Here is a 17,851-nt window from a genome sequence, read left to right on the forward strand (position 1 = left end):
GATGCCGACGGATCTTTCGGGCTGGGCGCTCTGGCTGCCTCTGGTCTGGGCCGCGCTGATCGCCCTGGCCGTCCTCCTCTATGTCTGCATGGACGGGTTCGATCTCGGCATCGGCATCCTCTTCCCCTTCATGCGGGAGAAGGCGGATCGCGACGTGGCGGTGAACTCCGTGGCGCCCGTCTGGGACGGGAACGAGACCTGGCTCGTCATGGGCGGGGGCGGGCTGCTGGCGGTCTTCCCGCTCGCCTATGCCGTGGTGTTGCCGGCCCTGTACATGCCGCTGATCCTCATGCTCCTCGCCCTGGTGTTCCGTGGCGTCGCCTTCGAGATGCGCTTCCGGGCGGAGGGGCACAGGGGGCAGCGCTGGTGGGATCGGGCCTTCTCCTGGGGCTCCATGACGGCCGCCTTCATGCAGGGCATCGCCCTCGGCGCCTTCGTGCAGGGGATCGAGGTGCAGGGCCGCGCCTATGCAGGCGGATGGTGGGATTGGCTGACGCCCTTCTCCGTCCTGACGGGTGTCGCGCTGGTGATCGGCTACGGGATGCTCGGCGCCTGCTGGCTGCTGTGGAAGACCCAGGGACCGCTGCACCGGCGAGCCGCCGCCCTGGCCCGGCCCTTCGCCCTGGGGACGGTGGCGGCCATCATCCTCGTCTCGGCTATCATGCCCTTCCTGCAGCCAGCCTTCGCGGAGCGCTGGCTCACCGTGCCCAACATCTTCTACGCCGCCCCGGTGCCGCTGCTGGTGGCGATCTTCGTCTGGCGCTTCTTCCATGCCCTGGCGCAGGATACGGGGCAGGGCGGGATCGCGGATGCGCGGCCCTTCCTGCTGGCGCTCGGGCTCTTTGTGCTGTCCTATGTCGGGCTCGGGATCTCGCTCTGGCCGATGATCGTGCCGCCGGCTTTCACCATCTGGCAGGCCGCGGCACCGCCGGCATCCCAGAAATTCGTGCTCGTGGGGGCGGCGGTGCTGATCCCGGTGATCCTGACCTATACCGGCTACGTCTACTGGCTCTTCCGAGGCAAGGTCACGACCGAGACCGGCTACCACTGATGGCGCGCCGCATTCTCTGGTTCGTCGGCCTCTGGGCCGCGAGCATTCTCGCCCTCGGCGCCGTCGCCATGCTGCTGCGCACGGTACTGCGGCACATTTAACCAAGCGTGACATCTCTTCCGGCCCGTCGCCCGGTGCGCGGTTGTGGGTGGAGATGGGGGCAACACGCCCCTCCACCAACGGCCGGCGCTCTCGTTGTTCCCTGGCGCTGCTACGCAGCCCCAGGGGCAGGGTTGGGCCGAAACCGGCAGGTTAGCCTCCGGTCGGGCCCTCCCGGGAAGCGGCCGCGAACCAGAGACGTTCGCCGCTGCTTGCAGCCCGAGGCGATCGCTAACGGAGATTGCTCAGCTGCTCAGAGCTCCGGTGGGGCAGACCCCACGTGCAACGTCAGCCGCATTGCCGTCGCTCCGGCTCGCCGCACCGATACCCGCCAGCCGGATCGATCTGGTCCATGTGGTACGCCATCGCCGGGGCGAGCCCAGCGATGAGCGGATCCCAGCAGCTGCGTAAAGAGATGTAAGCCTCTTCGCCCGCATTCTCATCCGCTGTGACCTCGATCCCTGCCCGGCGCAGACGCTGCAGAGCGGACCGATAACGTCGACGCCAACGGTCCGGCGTCTCGCCCGGCAACCTCGGCTGCTCGCGCGCATCACCGCGGTGGAGAGCTTCCTCCAAAGTCGAGACCAGGATGAGGGAGGCCCGCCAGAGCTGTTCAACCGCCGCCGAATCCTTCAGCCAGCCGTGGCGCTGGTCATCCAGCGCGGTCCGTATCAGCGTCACGGCATCAAGGGCCACGAGCGCCGAACGGGAGACGGAGTAGAAGGGTTGCTGGAAGCGGAAGTAGAACAGCAAGGGGTAGAAGTGATGGGCCTCCTTCGTCTGGGCCATTCCGGAGCCAATGTCCGCCAAGTCGGAGTAGCCCGCGCTGAACTGGCCATACGGCCCGAGGCGAGCCACGAGTTCGGCTGCGTCGCCCGTTTCGGCAGTCAAGAGGTGCAACTTCAGACCCAGCGCGTTCCGCCGTTGCAGCGCGGCATAGACTTGCATGATGTAGGTCAAAGTCAGCGACACCACGGACATGCCGATCAACGAGTTGGTGAGATAGAGGATCCGGCTCCAGCTGGTCTGCGGTGCGAAGTCGCTGGAACCGACGATGGCCATGCTGCTGCCACCGGCGTACATGGCCGCCACGAAGTCGGCCGGCGTGCTGCCGCCCTGTGCCGTGATCGCGGTGCCGAGAAGTGGGTGCATGACGAGCGCCGCCCCCAGGGTGAGCGCCAAAGCCCAGACAGCCACCAGGAGCACCAGGATCGCGGGGCCGCAGAAGGTGAGGGCGCGGTCGCCCCAGAGGCCGCACGCCCCCGCTCCGGCACGGAACGCGGCCCAGGTTGCGCGCGCCAGGCGGATCGCGAATATGCCGGCGCCGGCACGCGCATAGAGCACGGTCAGGAACACGTCGCAGAGCGTGACCAGGACCAGGACGGTGCCAAGGGCCTGCTCGAACCAATCCGGCATTCAGGCGTCCCCCGCCCGGTTCACGGCAGCAGTTTGGACGGGCGGGAACACCTCCTCAGTGCGCCCGCTGCCCCACCTGGCCGGGATGCGCGCGACCGAACAGGCCGACCATCTCCCGATTGAACGCGGGTATGTCGTCCGGCTTGCGGCTGGAGACGAGATTTCCGTCCACCACGGCTGCCTGGTCGACCCAATCGGCGCCGGCATTCTCCAGATCCGTCTGCAGGGACGGCCAGGCGGCGAGCCGACGCCCCCTCAGCTTCCCGGTCTCGGTCAGGGTCCAGGGGCCGTGGCAGATCGTCGCCACCGGCTTCCCGCCATCGAGAAACGACTGGGCAAAGAGGACGGCACTCTCGTTCATCCGTAACGTGTCGGGGTTGATGACCCCGCCTGGCAGCAGGATGGCGTCGAAGTCCTCAGGACGCGCCTGGGCCAGAGGCACATCCACTGGGAACTCGTCTCCCCATTCGGTGAGGTTCCAGGCCCTGACGCGTCCATCCTTGGGCGAGACGATGCTGGTCCTCGCCCCGGCCGCGTCGAGCGCCTTGCGCGGCTCGGTCATTTCGACCTGCTCGAAGCCGTCGGTGACGAGGATCGCAACCTTCAGCCCGTCCAGACTGTCATTGGCCATGTCGTGGTCTCCTCTCGTGCGATGCGCCGGTCAGGGCGTGAACACGGCCCGGACGCAGCCCTCCTTCTTGTTCTTGAACAGGTCGTAGCCACGAGGCCCCTCCTCGAGCGGAAGTGGATGCGTCAACAGGTGCGACGGGTCCATTTCACCACGCTCAATATGACCGAACAGCCGTTCGACGTAGCGCTGCCCGTGCTGCTGGCCGGAGCGGATGGTGAGCGCCTTGTTCACGATGGCGCCCATCGGGAACTTGTCCACGAAGGCCCCGTACACGCCCATGACCGAGACGGTGCCGCCCTTGCGGCAGCAGTGGATCGCCTCGCGCAGCGCAACGATACGCTCCGTGAGCAGCGCCTGCTGCTTCGCCAAATCGTAGAGGTAGCCGAGGCCCGTGCCGTGGGCCTCCATGCCGACACAGTCGATGCAGCGGTCGGGGCCGCGGCCGCCGGTCATCTCGGTCAGCGCCTCGGGGATGTCCACCTCCTCGTAGTTCAGCAGTTCGGCGCCGCAGCGCTCGGCGGCCATCTGCAGCCGCTCGGGGAAACGGTCGATGGCGATCACCCGCTCGGCGCCCAGGATGCGGGCGCTTTGCATCGCCATCTGGCCGACACCGCCACAGCCCCAGACCGCGACGATGTCGCCCGGCTGGATGCCGGCAAGGTCGGCGCCCATGAAGCCGGTCGGGCAGGCGTCGGAGACGAAGAGCGCCTTCTCGTCAGGGATGCCTTCCGGGACCTTGAAGACGTTAACGTCGGCGAAGGGCACACGGATGTAGTTGGCGTGGCTTCCGGCCCAGCCGCCGAGGGCGTGGCTATAGCCGATGATGCCGGCCGGGCTGTGGCCCCAGACAGCCTCCGCCATGAGCGGCTTCGGGTTGGTGTTGTCGCAGCAGGAGAAGTCCGTGCGCCGGCAGTGCTCGCATTGGCCACAGCCGAGAATCGAGATGACGATCACCCGGTCGCCCTTCCGCACCTTGCCGACTTCGCGGCCGGTTTCCACCACCTCGCCCATGAACTCGTGTCCGATGATGTCGCCGGGCTTCATGGCGGGGATGTACCCGCCAAGCAGGTGCAGGTCGGAGCCACAGACCGAAGACATCGTCACCCGCACGATCGCGTCCTGCGGGCTGACGATCTCCGGGTCGGGCACGGTTTCCACCCGCAGGTCGTTGACACCGTTCCAGATCATGGCGCGCATGGCTGCTCTCCTCAGGCGGCGTCGGGCATGGCGGCATCGGCGTCCGCGCGGCGCAGGGCGGGGGTGGGAACCTCGCCGGTTTCCAGCACCTGCTTCAGGCGGCGCAGGTCGTCATGCGCCTGCTTGCCCGGCTCCTCACCCCAGAGCTGCGCCACCAGGCGGCCGAGCTGCCCGGCCAGCGGCTCGTAGGCTATGGCGGCACGCACCTCCGTTCCGCGGCCGCCGGGCGCCGGACGGAACTCGATCCAGCCGATGTTGCGCACCTGCGCACCCGCATCGGAGCGCCAGCCGATCCGCTCGTTCGGCCGGTCCTCAGTGATGGTGGCGTCCCACTCGACGGTGCGGCCCAACGGCGCCCGGACGACCCAGTGCGAACGCGTCTCGTCGATCACCGTCACGCTCTCCACGTGGCGCATGAAGCGGGGCAGGTTCGCCACGTCGCGGAAGAAGCGGTAGACATCCTCCACCGGTTTTGCGATGGTCACGCTACTCGCCGCCGCTGCCGCACTCCGCCAGCCCTGCTTTCGGGCGATCTGGCGTTCAGCGGGCTTTGCGCTCAGCGTCTCGGTCACAGGGCAGTAGCCGCTGGTACCCCGGGCGATCATCGCGGCACCCGCAAGCGTCGCGAGCCCGCCCGCCAGGCCACCGCGCCGGATAGCCCAGAGGGCGACCACGGCGCCGAGTGCACCGGAGACCAGGCGTTCGGCATCGCCGAGGTTACGCGGCGGTAAGGCGTTACGCACCGCGGAGTCGACGGACTGTCCTTGTATCAGGGCCATGGTGATCTTCCTTGATCCCGCGCCGCGGCCGGGATGACCGGCGGGACTGTCTCTGCGCGGGGCTGGGCGGAGGCGCCGGCGCCCCTGCCTGCCATCACGCGACGCCGGGTGCGATCGCCGGTGGCGCTTGCGTATCGGACGCTGTCTGGAAGTCCCGCCGAGCCGCGCCCCGTGCCCTCTCCGCCCCCTGCGGGAAGCCACTTCGATCCGAGTAGCTGCGCCAGCCGGTCGGCGGGCGGCGGTGGCGCGCGGAGACGCCCTGGGCGGCGAGGACATCCAGCACCGTCACACCGAGCAGCATGATGAGAGCCAGTTCGGCATTGCCATGCTTCCGGTTGGCCGGGCTGAGGGCCGGCAGGACCGCGACGATGTCCAGGACGTCGCCGGCAACCCGGCTCCAAAGGCCGGCTTGCTTGTCCACCGACAGGGACAGCACGCCATGCCCGAGCTCGCGGACGCCGAAGGCACGGACCAGACCCTCCCGGCCCCGCAGGCCAACGGCCCGCGTGATGAGGCGCGGCGCCAGCAGCTCCGTGAGGCCGAGGCCGATGCTGAACCAGCCGAGCCCGCGGGCCAGGCGATCGGCTCCGCCGAGCGAGCTCGGGCCAGTGCGGAGAACCTTGGGATCGCCTTTGGAGCGCGCGATGCCCGAGAGCCTCGAGAATGCGATCATGGTTGCCTCCAGCGTCCTCAGGGCTTCAGGACGACCTTGACGCAGCTGTCCTGCTTGTCGCGGAACACCTTGTACATCTCGGGTCCGTCCTCGAGACGGACCGTGTGGGTGATGACGAAGGAGGGGTCGATCTGCCCCTCCTCGATTCGCCGCAGTAGGTCATCGGTCCAACGGTTCACATGAGTCTGCCCCATGCGGAAGGTCAGGCCCTTGTTCATCGCTAGCCCCATCGGGAACTTGTCCACCAGCCCTCCATAGACACCCGGAATGGAGATCGTGCCCGCTGTGCGGCACACATAGATCATCTCCCGGAGGACGTGTGGACGGTCACTCTCCAGCATGACCATCTGCTTCGCGCGATCGAGCAACGTATCGGGCTGGGTGGGTGTGACATGTGCCTCCAGGCCAATCGCGTCGATGCACTTCTCCGGCCCCTTGCCGGAGGTCAGGTCGTTGAGGCGGCCGACGACGCTCTCCTCCTCGAAGTTGATGGTGATCGCACCACCAGCCTCCGCCATGGATAGCCTCTCGGGAATGCAGTCGATCGCCACCACCTGCTTCGCACCGAGCAGGACGGCGCTGCGGATCGCCATCTGGCCGACCGGGCCGCAGCCCCAGATCGCCACGGTATCCGTGGGCTCGATGTCGCACTGGACGGCCGCCTGCCATCCCGTCGGGAAGATGTCCCCGAGGAAGAGGACCTGCTCGTCCTTCAGGCTATCCGGCACCTTGATGTGGGTGGCATCGGCGAAGGGCACGCGCAGGTACTCGGCCTGGCCACCTGGATAGCCGCCGGTGAGGTGCGTGTAGCCGAACAGCCCGGCCGTGGGGTGGCCAAAGACCTTGCTGGCCAACTCCTTCTTACGGTTCGTTCGCTCGCAGACGGAGAAGTTGCCGCGTTTGCACTGGTCGCATTCGCCGCAGATAATCGTGAAGGGCACGACGATGCGGTCGCCCACCTTCAGCTTGCCCTTTGCGGCAGAGCCTACCTCCATCACCTCGCCCATCATTTCGTGCCCCATGATGTCGCCGGGCAGCATCGCGGGAATGAAGTTGTGGAAGAGATGAAGGTCCGAGCCGCAAATCGCGCAACTCGTCACCTTGACGATGGCGTCCCGCGGATCCTCGATCTCCGGGTCCGAGACCTGGTCACAGCGGATGTCTTCCTTGCCATGCCAAACCAATGCTTTCACGGCGGCATGCCTCCTCTGGCCTGAGGGTGCTTCGCGCAATCCGCGTTCGCCGTCGACAAAGTAGGTTAAACGTCGAGGTCGGCGGGGAGTAGGACGGCGTTTGTGGGCGGCGGAAGTTTCGCGCCATTAAGCCAAACTCCCGCCGGAGCGCGGAGTTGCGGAGGTGGTCCGATTACACGGTGCGAATGCAATTCGCTGCGGGTCTGGCTACCGCCTAAATGGTCATCCAGCGCGGATCTGGAGGATGGTCCACTGGCCAACTGCCTGCGCCTTCCGACCTGACGGCTTGCTGACGAGGCGCTGAGACGCAAACCCGCCTGTCGGCGGCGCGTTGCTGGCCGTGCCGTCCAGAGAAGATGCTGATGCCTCACGCTGCGCCGCCCGACCGCACTGCCGGGACCTCGCCAGGGCGCGTCGTCCGGGGCCTGGACGCCCTCAACTTCTTCGTGGCCGATGTGCGGGACGGGCTCGGCCCCTACCTCGCCATCTACCTCCTCGCGGTGCGGGGGCCGGAGCAGGGGTGGAACGAGGCCACGATCGGGCTGGTCATCACCATCGCCGCGATCGCGGGGCTCATCGCGCAGACCCCGGCCGGCGCGCTGATCGACCGCACCCGGCACAAGCGCGCGGTCGTCATCGCAGCGGCTCTGGCCGTGACGCTGAGCTGCGTGGTGCTGCCCTTCATCTCCGGCTTCTACGCAGTGGCAGCCACGCAGTCCCTCGCGGGCATCGCGGGGGCGATCTTCCCGCCGGCGCTGGCCGCGATCACGCTCGGCGTGGTCGGGCCGAGGGCCTTTTCCCGCCGCATCGGGCGGAACGAGGCCTTCAACCACGGCGGCAACGCGGCCTCGGCCGCGCTGGCCGCGGTCACGGCCTATGCCTTCGGGCCGGTGGTGGTGTTCTGGATTATGGCCGGGCTGGCCGCGGCGAGCATCGGGGCGATGCTGCTCATCCCCGCCCGGGCCATCAACGACGACGTGGCGCGGGGGCTGGATGAGGAAGGCGGTGGGGATGACCGGCATGAGGAGCCATCGGCGTGGAAGGCCCTCCTCACCTGCCGGCCGCTGCTGATCTTCGCGGGGCTGATGGCCACCTTCCACCTGGCGAATGCGGCGATGCTGCCGACGGTGGGGCAGAAGCTCACGCTGGTGGTGGGCAAGGACTACGCGACCTCCCTGATCGCCGCCTGTATCGTGGCGGCCCAGTGCGTGATGGTGCCGGTCGCGATGCTGGTCGGCGCGCGGGCGGATCGCTGGGGGCGCAAGCCGATCTTCCTGGCGGCCTTCGGCGTGCTGGCCCTGCGCGGGCTGCTCTTTCCGCTCTCGGACCACCCCGCCTGGCTGCTGGGGGTCCAGATGCTGGACGGGGTGGGGGCCGGGATCTTCGGCGCGCTCTTCCCCGTGGTGGTGGCGGACCTCACGCGCGGGACGGGGCGGTTCAACGTCAGCCAGGGCGCGGTCGCGACGGCCCAGGGCCTCGGCGCCGCGCTGAGCGCGAGCCTTGCCGGGGGCGTGATCGTCTGGGCCGGGTACTCGCCCGCCTTCCTCGTGCTGGGCGCGATCGCGGCGGCCGGGTTCCTCGGCTACCTTACCCTGATGCCGGAGACGCTTCCGGGCCAGGCCGGGGCCGGTGGATCAAGGCCGCCCAGGGGTGCGGCGCTCCAGCCCTCAGCTTAGGCCGCGGCTATGTCCGGAATGGAGGGGCCCGCGCTCGCGGTCTGGCTGATCGCCGGGCTGGCCACGGCGGGTGTCATCCTGCGCCCCTTCCGCTGGCCCGAGGCGATCTGGGCCGTAGCAGGCGCGTCGGCGCTGGTGCTGATCGGCTTGCTGCCGGCCGCAGCGGCATGGCGGGGCTTGCTGCGCGGAACCGACGTCTACCTCTTCCTGCTGGGGATGATGCTGCTGGCGGAGGTGGCGCGCCGCGAGGGGCTGTTCGACTGGCTGGCAGTCTTCGCAGTGCGGGCCGCAGCTGGCTCGGGGACGCGCCTGCTGGCCGTGGTGTACGGCGTGGGCGTCCTGACCACCGCCTTCTTGAGCAACGACGCGACAGCGGTGGTGCTGACGCCGGCCGTGCTGACGGCGGCGCGGGCGGCGCGCGCGAACCCGATGCCGCACCTCTACGCCTGCGCCTTCGTGGCCAATGCCGCGTCCTTCGTGCTGCCGATCTCGAACCCGGCGAACCTCGTCGTGTTCGGCGCGCATCTGCCGTCTCTCGAGGCATGGCTACTGCGCTTCACCCTGCCCTCTGCCGCGGCAATCGGCGCGACCTACCTAGCCCTGTGGCTGACCCAGCGGGACACCCTGGCCGAACCTATTGCCCCGATGGTCCCACCGGTGCGGCTGCAGCGGGGTGGCATAGTCGCGGGGATCGGGACCGGTGCAACCATCCTCGTAGTGCTGGTCGCCTCGGCCATTGGGGCCGATCTGGGCTGGCCAATCTTCCTGGCGGGAAGCGGGACGGCGCTGGCCGTGGCCCTGGCCACGCGCCAGGGGATCGGGCCGCTTCTGGGCGGGATCTCATGGGGCGTCCTGCCGCTGGTGGCCGGGCTCTTCGTGCTGGTACAGGCGCTGGAGGCCACGAGCGCGGTACGGGCGTTGGCCGGACTGCTCCGGGATGGTGGCGCCGGCACGGCGCTGGTGGCCGGGGCGGCTGTCGCCTTCGGAACCAACGTCACGAACAATCTGCCGGCCGGGCTCCTGGCGGGGGCGGTTGTCCAAACCGCGGGCGCTGGAGGGCTGTTGCCGGGCGCGGTCCTAATCGGGATCGACCTCGGGCCGAACCTCTCCGTCACCGGATCCCTGGCGACCATCCTGTGGATGTCGGCCATCCGGCGCGAAGGCCTGGCCGTCACCGACTGGCAGTTTCTCCGCCTCGGCGCTCTGATCATGCCGCCGGCCCTGCTGCTGGCGCTGGGGGCGCTCGCGCTGCAGCCCTGATCTCGGTGCTGGCTGGCGCGTCACGGTCGTTGTGGGCGGGGCGGTAGGCCGAAGGCGTACCGTCGGTGGGGGCCGAAGATCGCGGTGGGCACGGCCTGACGGTGCGAAGTTCCGCTTACGGAGCGGACGAGGCGCCGCAGCTTCAATCGCTGAGCCGACGGGCGAAGCTGGCCGAAAGCGGCAGTTCCGCTCTGGAGAAACCGACGTAGACAAGCGGACGTCAGTCCGTCTGCCTGATGCTCCGCGGGGATCAATGCTGCGCAGACTACCGCGAGGTCGGTGATGGCGATCGTGACCTTTGGATAGAACAGGGATTCTGGAAGCCAAAATCCTGTCCTCAGAACGGCCAAGCTGCATCGCAACGCATCGCGGGGCCGTTCAACTCGCATCGGGCTGCATACGCCCCCCTATGGCCCGCCGACCGGACGAAGTCGGCTCGGCTGCGATCCCGGCCAGTAGCGCGCGGAACCAAGTATGCCCCGGGTCGGTGACCATGCGCCGGTGCCAGACCAGCTGAACCACTGTCGTGGAGCCGGCATAGGGCAGCGGAAGGACGAGAAGGCCTGCCCGGCGGAACAGGGGGGACAACAGTTCGGGTACGATGGCCACCATATCCGTGCCGGCGATCACAGGCGGTAGGGCGAGGGAGTGCGGCGTCACCACCCGGAACCGCGGGACCGCCCCCACCGTGGCCAGGGCGGCTGTCAGCGCCTCGCGGTCGAAGGCGTCCGATTGCCGGGCCAGGCCGCGCTCCAGGATGTAGCCTCCCACGGCGCCGGCCTCCGGGCCGCCCAGCGACACAACACCCAACGAGTGGTGTGCCAACACCGGCAATGTCAGCCCATCGGCGGCCGGATGGCCCTGACGGACTGCGGCGACATCGCCCACCCGGCAGGCGACCTCCGCGTGGAACCTCGCCGGCACGTCCGAGAACACGCCGAGGGCCACGTCGATCAGCCCCATGTCGATCTGCTCGGCCAGGTCGATGCGGGTGGAGGGGCGGATCACGAGGTCGAGCCCCGGCGCCGTGTCCGCCAGCACCTGCATGAGCCGCGCGCCCACGGTCGCCGTCATCATGTCGTTGGCCGCCAACACGAAGCGGCGCTGCGCCGTCGCAGGGTCGAAGCCGTTGGCGCCGAACGCCGCCTCGACCTGCCGGATCGCTTCGCGCAGCCGTTCACTGACCTCCATCGCCCGGGCCGTCGGCATCATGCCGGCACGGGTCCGGACAAACAGCTCGTCCTTCAGGTGGTGCCGGAGCCGGTTGAGGGCGTGGCTGATGGCGGACTGCGTCAGCCCCAGCCGGAGCCCGGCGCGGTTGACGTTGCGCTCCTCCATGAGCGCGTCGAACACCCGGATGAGGTTGAGGTCCAGCGTCCTTGGATTCGCCACGGCGCCACCATCATGAATCGCGTTCATTCTGTCATTGGCGAGCTTTCGTTTCCAGTCCGATCGGGCGGCACGCATCCTCGGCGGCGGCAAGCCCGGCCGGTTGCCCTGGGCGAGGGAGACGTGCCTGGATGGACGACACGCCGCCACCGCCGTTGGGACACGAGGCCGTCGAGGCTGCGCTGCTCAGCCGCCGCAGCGTGCGCGCCTTCCTGCCACGCCCCGTACCGGCCGAGCTGCTTGCCCGACTGCTGACCCTGGCCGCCCGGGCGCCCAGCAACTCCAATACCCAGCCCTGGCACGTCCATGTCCTGACCGGGGAGCCCAAGCGGCGCTTGGCCGAGGCGATCGTGCGCGAGCTGGAGGCCAACGGGCGAGCAGCCGAGACCGAGTACCCCTACCAGCCCGGTGAGTGGCAGGAGCCGTTCCTGTCACGCCGGCGCTCCTTCGGCCAGTCTCTCTACCTCGACCAGCTCGGCATCCCTCCAGGGGACGCCGCTGGCCGCCACGCCCACCACATCCGCAACTACGATTTCTTCGGCGCTCCCGTCGGTCTGATCGTGACCGTCGGCCGCAATCCACTGGCGGGCGCGCTGATCGATGCCGGGCTGTTCCTCCAGGGCCTGGCTACCGCCGCGCGGGCGCATGGCCTCGACACCTGCCTGCAGGCCTCGTTCATCGACTTCCACCCGATCATCCGGCGGCACCTCCGCATCCCCGATGACCGCTTCACCGTGTGCGGCGTGTCGCTGGGCTACGCCGATCGGGAGCACTGCCTGGACCTGCTGCGAACGGAGCGGGAGCCGCTGTCGGCCTTCGTCACCTTCCACACCGATGACTCACCCACTCAACCCTGACAGGACACCATCATCGCCATGGATCATCGCCAGGAACTGATCGAGCGCAGCATCCCCTTCCTCCAGGAGGTCCGCAACAAGACGCCGGGCAAGGAGCTGGAAGGCTGGCTGAACGCCACCTATGGGCCCGGCAGCGCGCTGTACGAGGACCTGTCCCGCCTCATCAGGTTGGGCGTGGAGGAGGGCTGGGCCGCCAATGAGGAGGTGGGCGGCCCGAAATACCGCCGCAGCCGCATCCTGAACCCGCAGGCCGAGACGTCCTACTTCAGCATCACCGCCGTCTACATGGACAGCACGGACCCCCAGGCCTTCCCGGACCCGGATGGCGACGACGTGTTGCAGGGCGACTTCCACGGCCATCCGTATGGCGAACTGAACCTGGTGGTGCCGCTCGACGAGGGCGCGCAGCTGATGGGCCTGCAGGGATGGCAGGGTGCTGGCTGGACCGCGCCGGACCCCGGCAGCGCCCACTACCCGGAGGTGAAGGGCGGCCGGCTGATCGCGCTGTTTTACCTCCCCGCCGGCCGCATCTCCTACGACGTCGAGGCCACCACGCCGAAGCGGGGAGGCTGAGCCATGACGACGCCCACCATCGACGTGCAGAACTTCCTCGACGAGAGCCCGCTGACGCGCTTCCAGATCCTGGTCATCCTCCTGTGCTTCCTCACCGTCGCGGCGGACGGGTTCGATACGGCCGCCATAGGGTTCATCGCGCCGACATTGCGGGTTCAGTGGCAGCTGCAACCCGCGCAGCTGGCACCCCTCTTCGCCTCCGGCCTGTTCGGCCTGATGGCGGGGGCGCTCGTGTTCGGGCCCCTGGCCGATCGAGTAGGCCGGAAATGGGTGCTGGTGCTCACCACTCTGGGCTTCGGCATCGCCAGCATCGCCTCCGCGAAAGCGGCAAGCGTGGAATCCCTGACGGTGTGGCGCTTTGTCACCGGCATCGGCCTGGGCGGTGCCATGCCCACCGCGATCACGCTCACCTCCGAGTTCTGTCCGTCCCGCAAGCGCTCGCTGCTGGTCACGATGATGTTCTGCGGCTTCGCAATCGGATCGGCGGTGGGCGGGCTGGCCGCGGCCGGCATCATCGCGAGCCATGGCTGGCAGGGCGTACTGGTGCTGGGCGGCGTGCTGCCGGTGCTGCTGTCGGCCGTCCTGGCGGGACTGCTGTCGGAATCCGTCCGCTACCTCGCGCTGCGCGGCGGGCAGGATGAACGGATCGCCGCGATCCTCAGCCGCGTCAGGCCGGACCCGGCTCTGGCGGGCGCGCGCTTCACCGGGGCCCGGAAAGCGGCGGGCTCGCCGGTGCGGCAGCTGTTCGCACCCGGGCTGGCGGTTGGGACGATCCTGCTGTGGATCTGCTTCTTCATCATCCTGCTCATCTTCTACCTCCTGACGAGCTGGCTTCCGACGCTGCTGAACGGGTCCGGGCGGACGGCACAAGAAGCCACCCTGATCTCCCTGATGTTCCCGGTGGGGAGCACGGTGGGTGCAGTGGCCGTCGGGGCGCTGATGGATCGGCTGAACCCCTACGCGGTGCTGGTCGGCAGCTATCTCCTCGCGGCATGCCTGATCGCGTCGCTCGGCGCTGCGACGGGCTCGCCTTCTTTGTTCGTGCTCGCTGTGTTCGGGGCAGGCGTCGGCACGGGCGGGTCGCTGGTCGGCGTCAACGCTCTTGCCGCCTCCTTCTACCCGACCGCCAGTCGGGCCACGGGTGTCAGCTGGGCCAACGCACTGGGCCGGGCCGGATCGATCGTCGGATCCCTGATCGGAGGCACGCTGCTCAGCATGGGCTGGCCGCTGTCGGCCGTCTTCGCGGTGGCTGCGGCGCCGGCCGTGGTCGCCGCCGCATCGCTCTCCATGATGGCGATGATGGCGAGGCGACAAGCACCCGTGCTCGCCATGGTCGGAGAGCAGGCCCCGACGTAGGTCTTGCCTGCGCCGGGTCATTGGGAACGGTGGCTGGCCTGATCGAAGCGCCCGGGATCAACGGGACGTTGGCAGGTGGCTCGGTTAGCCTGGCGAGGGGCGCCGTGACATGTTGAAGGCTTCGCTGGTGGCTGTGTAGGGACGACCGGTGGGGACGATAGCCGCTGGTGCGTCCTGCCCGGCGACGGCGGTCCGTTCCGGGCAAGTGGACCGAGCGCGATCCGCCTGGCCACGCTGGCGCGGGAGGCGAACTCGGTCGCACCCACTCCAGTCGGAGGGAAGGCCGATCGGCAGGGATGGAGGCGCATGCGCCTCTAATCCTGGGCGCCAGCGAGTGGACCGACAACAACACCCGCGAGCAGATCCAGGCCGAGCTGGAGGGGGCGGGGATTCATGGCTCGTCTGATCGAGGAGGGTGCAGGTGCCCTGCCGATGGACGCCTGTGCACTTTCCATCAGCGGCTGTGAGAAAGTCGCCAATTTCATGAGGAGAGCGACCTTCCTAGATCTCGGCAACAGACGTTTACGAAGGACGCTCCAGCATGTCGGACATCAAGAAGGTTGCAATCGTCACCGGCGCTTCGCAGGGCCTTGGTGATGGCATCGTGAAGGGGTTCCGTGCCCGAGGCTACGGCATCATCGCCACGTCGCGCTCGATCCAGCCCTCGAGCGATCCGAACCTGGTGACCGTCGCCGGCGATATCGGAGACCCCGAGACGGGCAAGCGGCTGGTCGCCACGGCGCTCGAGAGGTTCGGCCGCGTGGACACGCTGGTGAACAATGCCGGCATTTTCATTGGCAAGCCGTTCACCGAGTACACTGAGGAAGACTACCGGCTGAAGCTGAGGACAAATCTCGACGGCTTCTTTTTCACCACTCAGCAGGTCATCCCGGTCATGCTGGAGCAGGGTAGCGGCCACGTCGTTCAGATCACGGCATCGACGGCGGAATTCGCGAGTTCGCGCTCTCCTGCGTTCATCGCCATGCTCACGAAAGGGGGGATGAACTCCGCCACCAAGAGCCTGGCGATCGAGTACGCCAGACGCGGTATCCGCGTGAACGCGGTCGCCCCCGGTGTCATCAGGACGCCGATGCACTCGCCGCAGAACTTCGAGGCTCTGGCCGCCTTCCATCCCATGAACAAGATGGGCGAGGTCGAGGACATCGTTCGCGCTGTACTCTACCTCGAGGATGCCGCCTTCACCACCGGCGAGATCCTCCACGTCGACGGTGGCCTGATCGCCGGCCGCTGACCCATCCAGGGGAGGGTGCAGCATGCGCTCTCCCGTCTCTCCTGGAGAGCCACATGCCCATCGTGACCATCCTTGTCACCCGGGAAGGCACCACCCCGGGTGCGGACCGCACCACTGGGGAGCAGAAGGCGGCGATCTACAAAGGGATTGCCGACCTGCTCTACGACGTCATGGGCAAGCCCCGAGAAGACACAACGGTCATTCTCCACGAACACGAGATCGAAGACCTGGGACAGGGCGGTCTTCCCCTGCGCGACTACCGCAAGGCCAGGGCATAGATACCAGCGGGACGTCTTGATCCATGTCCGACATCAGCATGAAGGGAACTGAGAACCGATGAGCACGGCCCACGTCGATGCCTACTTTCTGGCCTTGAGCAACAAGGACAGCTTGGGAATTGTTCCGCATCTCTCCGAGCGTGTCGTCCTTCTCGGTCCCATTTTCCCCGAGCCGACCGAAGGGAAAGAGGCCGTTGTGGAAGTTCTCTCCGGCTTCGTTCGGACCATCGACACCCTGGAGGTTAACCTGAGGCTTGCGTCGAGCCAGGACGTTGCCGTGTTCTTCACCTTCACCTGCAATGGGATCAGCGTGAAGGGCAATGAGCATCTTCACCTGGATGAAAACGGCCTCATCGACAGCATCGAGGTGGCGTGGCGGCCGCTCCCATCCGCGGTTCTCATCCAGGAGATATTCGCTGCCAGACTGGGCTTCCAGCCGATGCGTCTCGTTCCAGCATAGGATAGATTGCCGCAAGAAGATCGAGGATCACGGAAAGAGATCGCGGGCTCGCTCGAATATCTGTGCCACCTCATCGGCGACAGGGCGGACGGACGGATTCGTCCTGTCGCGTCTTCGGGTCAGCAAGAACACCTCCTTGTCCGGAGGTGTGGATCCGAGATCGCAGATCCTCAACAGCGGGTCGCTGCGACCAATGTAATGAGGGAGGAGCGCAAGTCCGGCGCCGGATCGTGCCGCGACGGACTGGGCAAACTGGTCGTTTGTGCGGAAGGCGACACGGACCCGCGAGAAGTGTCGCGCCACCCAAATTGCCTCGGGCAGATGGGCATTTGCCTCGTCGAACCCGATGAGCACTGGATCGGCGCCCGACCCGACCAATTGGCAGGCGTCCTCGGTTCCATAGAAACCATACCCGACGGTGACGAGCGGACGCGCGACCACATCGCCATCTGGAGGTCGCCCAAAGCGGATGGCGATGTCCGCCTCGTGCCGCTCCAGGCTGATCGAGCTGTGATTGGGTGCCAAATCGATGTCGAGGCTTGGATAACGCGATGCCAACCTCGCGAGAGGCGATACGAGAAAGCCGTTCGCCAGCGCGGGTGGCGCACTGATCCGCACCAAGCCGCTGGGCGCTCCATCCATGAGGCCGCGACCCAGCATCTGGGCCGCGTGGTCCATGTCGCCCGCCGCCTCGAGCGCATACATTCCAGCTCGCGTCAGGACATAGCCGTCGGGGCGCCGCTCAACGAGCCTCTCGCCGAGATGCTCCTCCAAGGAGCGGAGCCTACGTGAGATCGTCGCATGATTCACAGAGAGCGTCCGAGCAGCAGCAGACAGGCTGCCGTGCCGCGCGAGCGCCAGGAAGATCCGGACGTCTTGCCAGTCGATCTCTGTGCGCTTCTGATTGGCCACTGGATGACGATAGCGAAATGCCCGTTCGGCGGAAGCACCCTATATGCGGGCCAGCATACCATGTCCGCTTCCGGGAAGCCGCCCGCAGTCGCTGAACAGCCGATATGGGCGCATAGCCGCCCTTCAAGGACCAAGGGACTATGACCGCTTTCCACCCAACCCGGCCATCATCCGCTCGGAAAGCCCCATGCTCTTCTGAGCAGGCAGCAGCGTGGCCCGGCTGGCCGAGATGAGTGCAACCAGCTCACCGGACGTTCGAAGCCGAGCATTCGCATTCACTCCCTGGTGCTGGCCAGTGGTCGGGAACGGAGGGATATTCCGGCATGACCCCGCCCGATCTGTCCCGAGCCGCCACCGAAGCAGGCGCGATTGCTGCGGCCTGGGCAGCAGAGGGCGGACCTGGCGGCGCCCTGGTCGTCTTCGACACCGCGGGGCCGCGCGAGGTCGTGGCAGGCGGGCTTGCCAGCCTGGAGCACGGCCTGCCCTTCACCCCCGCCACCCCGACTCGCTGGGCCTCGATCAGCAAGCAGTTCTGTGCCACGACGGCCCTGCTGGCCGGCTTCCGCCCGGAGGATCGCCTCGCCGCGCTCGTTCCCGGCCTGGCCCCCGCGATTGGCGCCCTCCCGTTGGCGCGCGCCATGGACATGACCGGCGCCATCCCCGACCTGATGGAGACGCTCTGGCTGCTTGGCCTGCCCTTCAGCGCCAGCCTGTCCGAGGCGGAGCTGCTCGAGCTCTGCCGCCGCCTACCCGGCACGGGCGGGGCGCCCGGGGAGGAGATGGCCTACTCCAACACGGG

19 protein-coding genes are annotated in these 17,851 nt (G+C 67.8%); 11 read left to right on the plus strand and 8 right to left on the minus strand.

From position 1 onward, the window contains the following. Position 1: 1 nt before the first annotated feature. Positions 2-1,051, plus strand: a complete 1,050-nt coding sequence (gene cydB, locus NRP21_RS22990) for a cytochrome d ubiquinol oxidase subunit II (RefSeq protein ID WP_257718580.1) — start codon at positions 2-4, stop codon at positions 1,049-1,051. Then, positions 1,051-1,152, plus strand: coding sequence for a DUF2474 family protein (locus NRP21_RS22995; protein ID WP_257718581.1), 102 nt, complete (start codon positions 1,051-1,053; stop codon positions 1,150-1,152). Before cydB ends, NRP21_RS22995 begins: the two co-directional genes overlap by 1 nt. Positions 1,153-1,438: 286 nt before the next feature. On the opposite strand, the gene NRP21_RS23000 is transcribed toward NRP21_RS22995, so the two are convergent. The 6 genes from NRP21_RS23000 to NRP21_RS23025 form a co-directional block, all read right to left on the minus strand. Then, positions 1,439-2,566: a two pore domain potassium channel family protein gene (locus NRP21_RS23000; RefSeq protein WP_257718582.1), complete on the minus strand. Its 1,128-nt coding sequence runs from the start codon at positions 2,564-2,566 to the stop codon at positions 1,439-1,441. Between the two features lie 55 nt (positions 2,567-2,621). Next, entirely contained in the window at positions 2,622-3,197 is a 576-nt protein-coding gene (locus tag NRP21_RS23005; protein ID WP_257718583.1) for a type 1 glutamine amidotransferase domain-containing protein, read from the minus strand. A gap of 30 nt (positions 3,198-3,227) precedes the next feature. Beyond that, positions 3,228-4,394 (minus strand): zinc-dependent alcohol dehydrogenase, encoded by a 1,167-nt coding sequence (locus NRP21_RS23010; protein WP_257718584.1) that lies wholly within the window; start codon positions 4,392-4,394, stop codon positions 3,228-3,230. 11 nt (positions 4,395-4,405) lie between these two features. Next, complete coding sequence (locus tag NRP21_RS23015; protein ID WP_257718585.1) at positions 4,406-5,173, minus strand: SRPBCC family protein; 768 nt, start codon at positions 5,171-5,173, stop codon at positions 4,406-4,408. Positions 5,174-5,267: 94 nt separating this feature from the next. Further along, positions 5,268-5,846 (minus strand): hypothetical protein, encoded by a 579-nt coding sequence (locus tag NRP21_RS23020; RefSeq protein ID WP_257718586.1) that lies wholly within the window; start codon positions 5,844-5,846, stop codon positions 5,268-5,270. A 17-nt stretch (positions 5,847-5,863) separates the two neighbouring features. Further along, positions 5,864-7,039: a zinc-dependent alcohol dehydrogenase gene (locus NRP21_RS23025; RefSeq protein ID WP_257718587.1), complete on the minus strand. Its 1,176-nt coding sequence runs from the start codon at positions 7,037-7,039 to the stop codon at positions 5,864-5,866. A gap of 362 nt (positions 7,040-7,401) precedes the next feature. Between NRP21_RS23025 and NRP21_RS23030 the strand changes: the two genes are divergently transcribed. Then, positions 7,402-8,715, plus strand: coding sequence for an MFS transporter (locus NRP21_RS23030; RefSeq protein ID WP_257718588.1), 1,314 nt, complete (start codon positions 7,402-7,404; stop codon positions 8,713-8,715). 18 nt (positions 8,716-8,733) lie between these two features. Further along, positions 8,734-9,975, plus strand: coding sequence for an arsenic transporter (locus tag NRP21_RS23035; protein WP_257718589.1), 1,242 nt, complete (start codon positions 8,734-8,736; stop codon positions 9,973-9,975). Positions 9,976-10,353: 378 nt separating this feature from the next. Here NRP21_RS23035 and NRP21_RS23040 read toward each other — a convergent pair whose 3' ends face one another. Further along, positions 10,354-11,394: a LysR family transcriptional regulator gene (locus tag NRP21_RS23040; RefSeq protein ID WP_257718590.1), complete on the minus strand. Its 1,041-nt coding sequence runs from the start codon at positions 11,392-11,394 to the stop codon at positions 10,354-10,356. Between the two features lie 101 nt (positions 11,395-11,495). Between NRP21_RS23040 and NRP21_RS23045 the strand changes: the two genes are divergently transcribed. The 6 genes from NRP21_RS23045 to NRP21_RS23070 all read left to right on the plus strand — a co-directional run bounded on the left by NRP21_RS23045 (position 11,496) and on the right by NRP21_RS23070 (position 16,140). Beyond that, positions 11,496-12,221, plus strand: a complete 726-nt coding sequence (locus NRP21_RS23045; RefSeq protein ID WP_257718591.1) for a nitroreductase — start codon at positions 11,496-11,498, stop codon at positions 12,219-12,221. An 18-nt stretch (positions 12,222-12,239) separates the two neighbouring features. Then, the gene (locus NRP21_RS23050; RefSeq protein ID WP_257718592.1) at positions 12,240-12,794 is read left to right on the plus strand and encodes a DUF4863 family protein; all 555 of its coding nucleotides are present in this window, start codon (positions 12,240-12,242) and stop codon (positions 12,792-12,794) included. A 3-nt stretch (positions 12,795-12,797) separates the two neighbouring features. Continuing rightward, positions 12,798-14,150: an MFS transporter gene (locus NRP21_RS23055; protein WP_257718593.1), complete on the plus strand. Its 1,353-nt coding sequence runs from the start codon at positions 12,798-12,800 to the stop codon at positions 14,148-14,150. A 541-nt stretch (positions 14,151-14,691) separates the two neighbouring features. Then, positions 14,692-15,402 (plus strand): SDR family NAD(P)-dependent oxidoreductase, encoded by a 711-nt coding sequence (locus NRP21_RS23060; RefSeq protein WP_257718594.1) that lies wholly within the window; start codon positions 14,692-14,694, stop codon positions 15,400-15,402. Positions 15,403-15,455: 53 nt separating this feature from the next. Then, positions 15,456-15,680 carry a tautomerase family protein gene (locus NRP21_RS23065; RefSeq protein ID WP_257718595.1) on the plus strand — a complete coding sequence of 75 codons (225 nt, stop codon included), beginning with the start codon at positions 15,456-15,458 and terminating at the stop codon, positions 15,678-15,680. A 58-nt stretch (positions 15,681-15,738) separates the two neighbouring features. Then, complete coding sequence (locus NRP21_RS23070; RefSeq protein WP_257718596.1) at positions 15,739-16,140, plus strand: nuclear transport factor 2 family protein; 402 nt, start codon at positions 15,739-15,741, stop codon at positions 16,138-16,140. A gap of 27 nt (positions 16,141-16,167) precedes the next feature. Here NRP21_RS23070 and NRP21_RS23075 read toward each other — a convergent pair whose 3' ends face one another. Next, the gene (locus NRP21_RS23075) at positions 16,168-17,052 is read right to left on the minus strand and encodes a LysR family transcriptional regulator (RefSeq protein WP_257718597.1); all 885 of its coding nucleotides are present in this window, start codon (positions 17,050-17,052) and stop codon (positions 16,168-16,170) included. Between the two features lie 323 nt (positions 17,053-17,375). Between NRP21_RS23075 and NRP21_RS23080 the strand changes: the two genes are divergently transcribed. After that, a partial coding sequence (locus NRP21_RS23080; protein ID WP_257718598.1) for a serine hydrolase occupies positions 17,376-17,851 on the plus strand: 476 nt, incomplete at its 3' end.

This window comes from Roseomonas populi (assembly GCF_024594815.1).
Lineage (GTDB): Bacteria > Pseudomonadota > Alphaproteobacteria > Acetobacterales > Acetobacteraceae > Roseomonas > Roseomonas populi.

Bases quoted from the DNA above. Each gene is read 5' to 3' on its own strand.
- NRP21_RS23005 (WP_257718583.1), bottom strand. From the start codon at position 3,197: ATGGCCAATGACAGTCTGGACGGGCTGAAGGTTGCGATCCTCGTCACC.
- NRP21_RS23030 (WP_257718588.1), top strand. From the start codon at position 7,402: ATGCCTCACGCTGCGCCGCCCGACCGCACTGCCGGGACCTCGCCAGGG.
- NRP21_RS23050 (WP_257718592.1), top strand. From the start codon at position 12,240: ATGGATCATCGCCAGGAACTGATCGAGCGCAGCATCCCCTTCCTCCAG.
- NRP21_RS23065 (WP_257718595.1), top strand. From the start codon at position 15,456: ATGCCCATCGTGACCATCCTTGTCACCCGGGAAGGCACCACCCCGGGT.
- NRP21_RS23060 (WP_257718594.1), top strand. From the start codon at position 14,692: ATGTCGGACATCAAGAAGGTTGCAATCGTCACCGGCGCTTCGCAGGGC.
- NRP21_RS23010 (WP_257718584.1), bottom strand. From the start codon at position 4,394: ATGCGCGCCATGATCTGGAACGGTGTCAACGACCTGCGGGTGGAAACC.
- NRP21_RS23070 (WP_257718596.1), top strand. From the start codon at position 15,739: ATGAGCACGGCCCACGTCGATGCCTACTTTCTGGCCTTGAGCAACAAG.
- NRP21_RS23015 (WP_257718585.1), bottom strand. From the start codon at position 5,173: ATGGCCCTGATACAAGGACAGTCCGTCGACTCCGCGGTGCGTAACGCC.
- cydB (WP_257718580.1), top strand. From the start codon at position 2: ATGCCGACGGATCTTTCGGGCTGGGCGCTCTGGCTGCCTCTGGTCTGG.
- NRP21_RS23055 (WP_257718593.1), top strand. From the start codon at position 12,798: ATGACGACGCCCACCATCGACGTGCAGAACTTCCTCGACGAGAGCCCG.
- NRP21_RS22995 (WP_257718581.1), top strand. From the start codon at position 1,051: ATGGCGCGCCGCATTCTCTGGTTCGTCGGCCTCTGGGCCGCGAGCATT.
- NRP21_RS23000 (WP_257718582.1), bottom strand. From the start codon at position 2,566: ATGCCGGATTGGTTCGAGCAGGCCCTTGGCACCGTCCTGGTCCTGGTC.
- NRP21_RS23045 (WP_257718591.1), top strand. From the start codon at position 11,496: ATGGACGACACGCCGCCACCGCCGTTGGGACACGAGGCCGTCGAGGCT.
- NRP21_RS23020 (WP_257718586.1), bottom strand. From the start codon at position 5,846: ATGATCGCATTCTCGAGGCTCTCGGGCATCGCGCGCTCCAAAGGCGAT.
- NRP21_RS23040 (WP_257718590.1), bottom strand. From the start codon at position 11,394: ATGAACGCGATTCATGATGGTGGCGCCGTGGCGAATCCAAGGACGCTG.
- NRP21_RS23035 (WP_257718589.1), top strand. From the start codon at position 8,734: ATGGAGGGGCCCGCGCTCGCGGTCTGGCTGATCGCCGGGCTGGCCACG.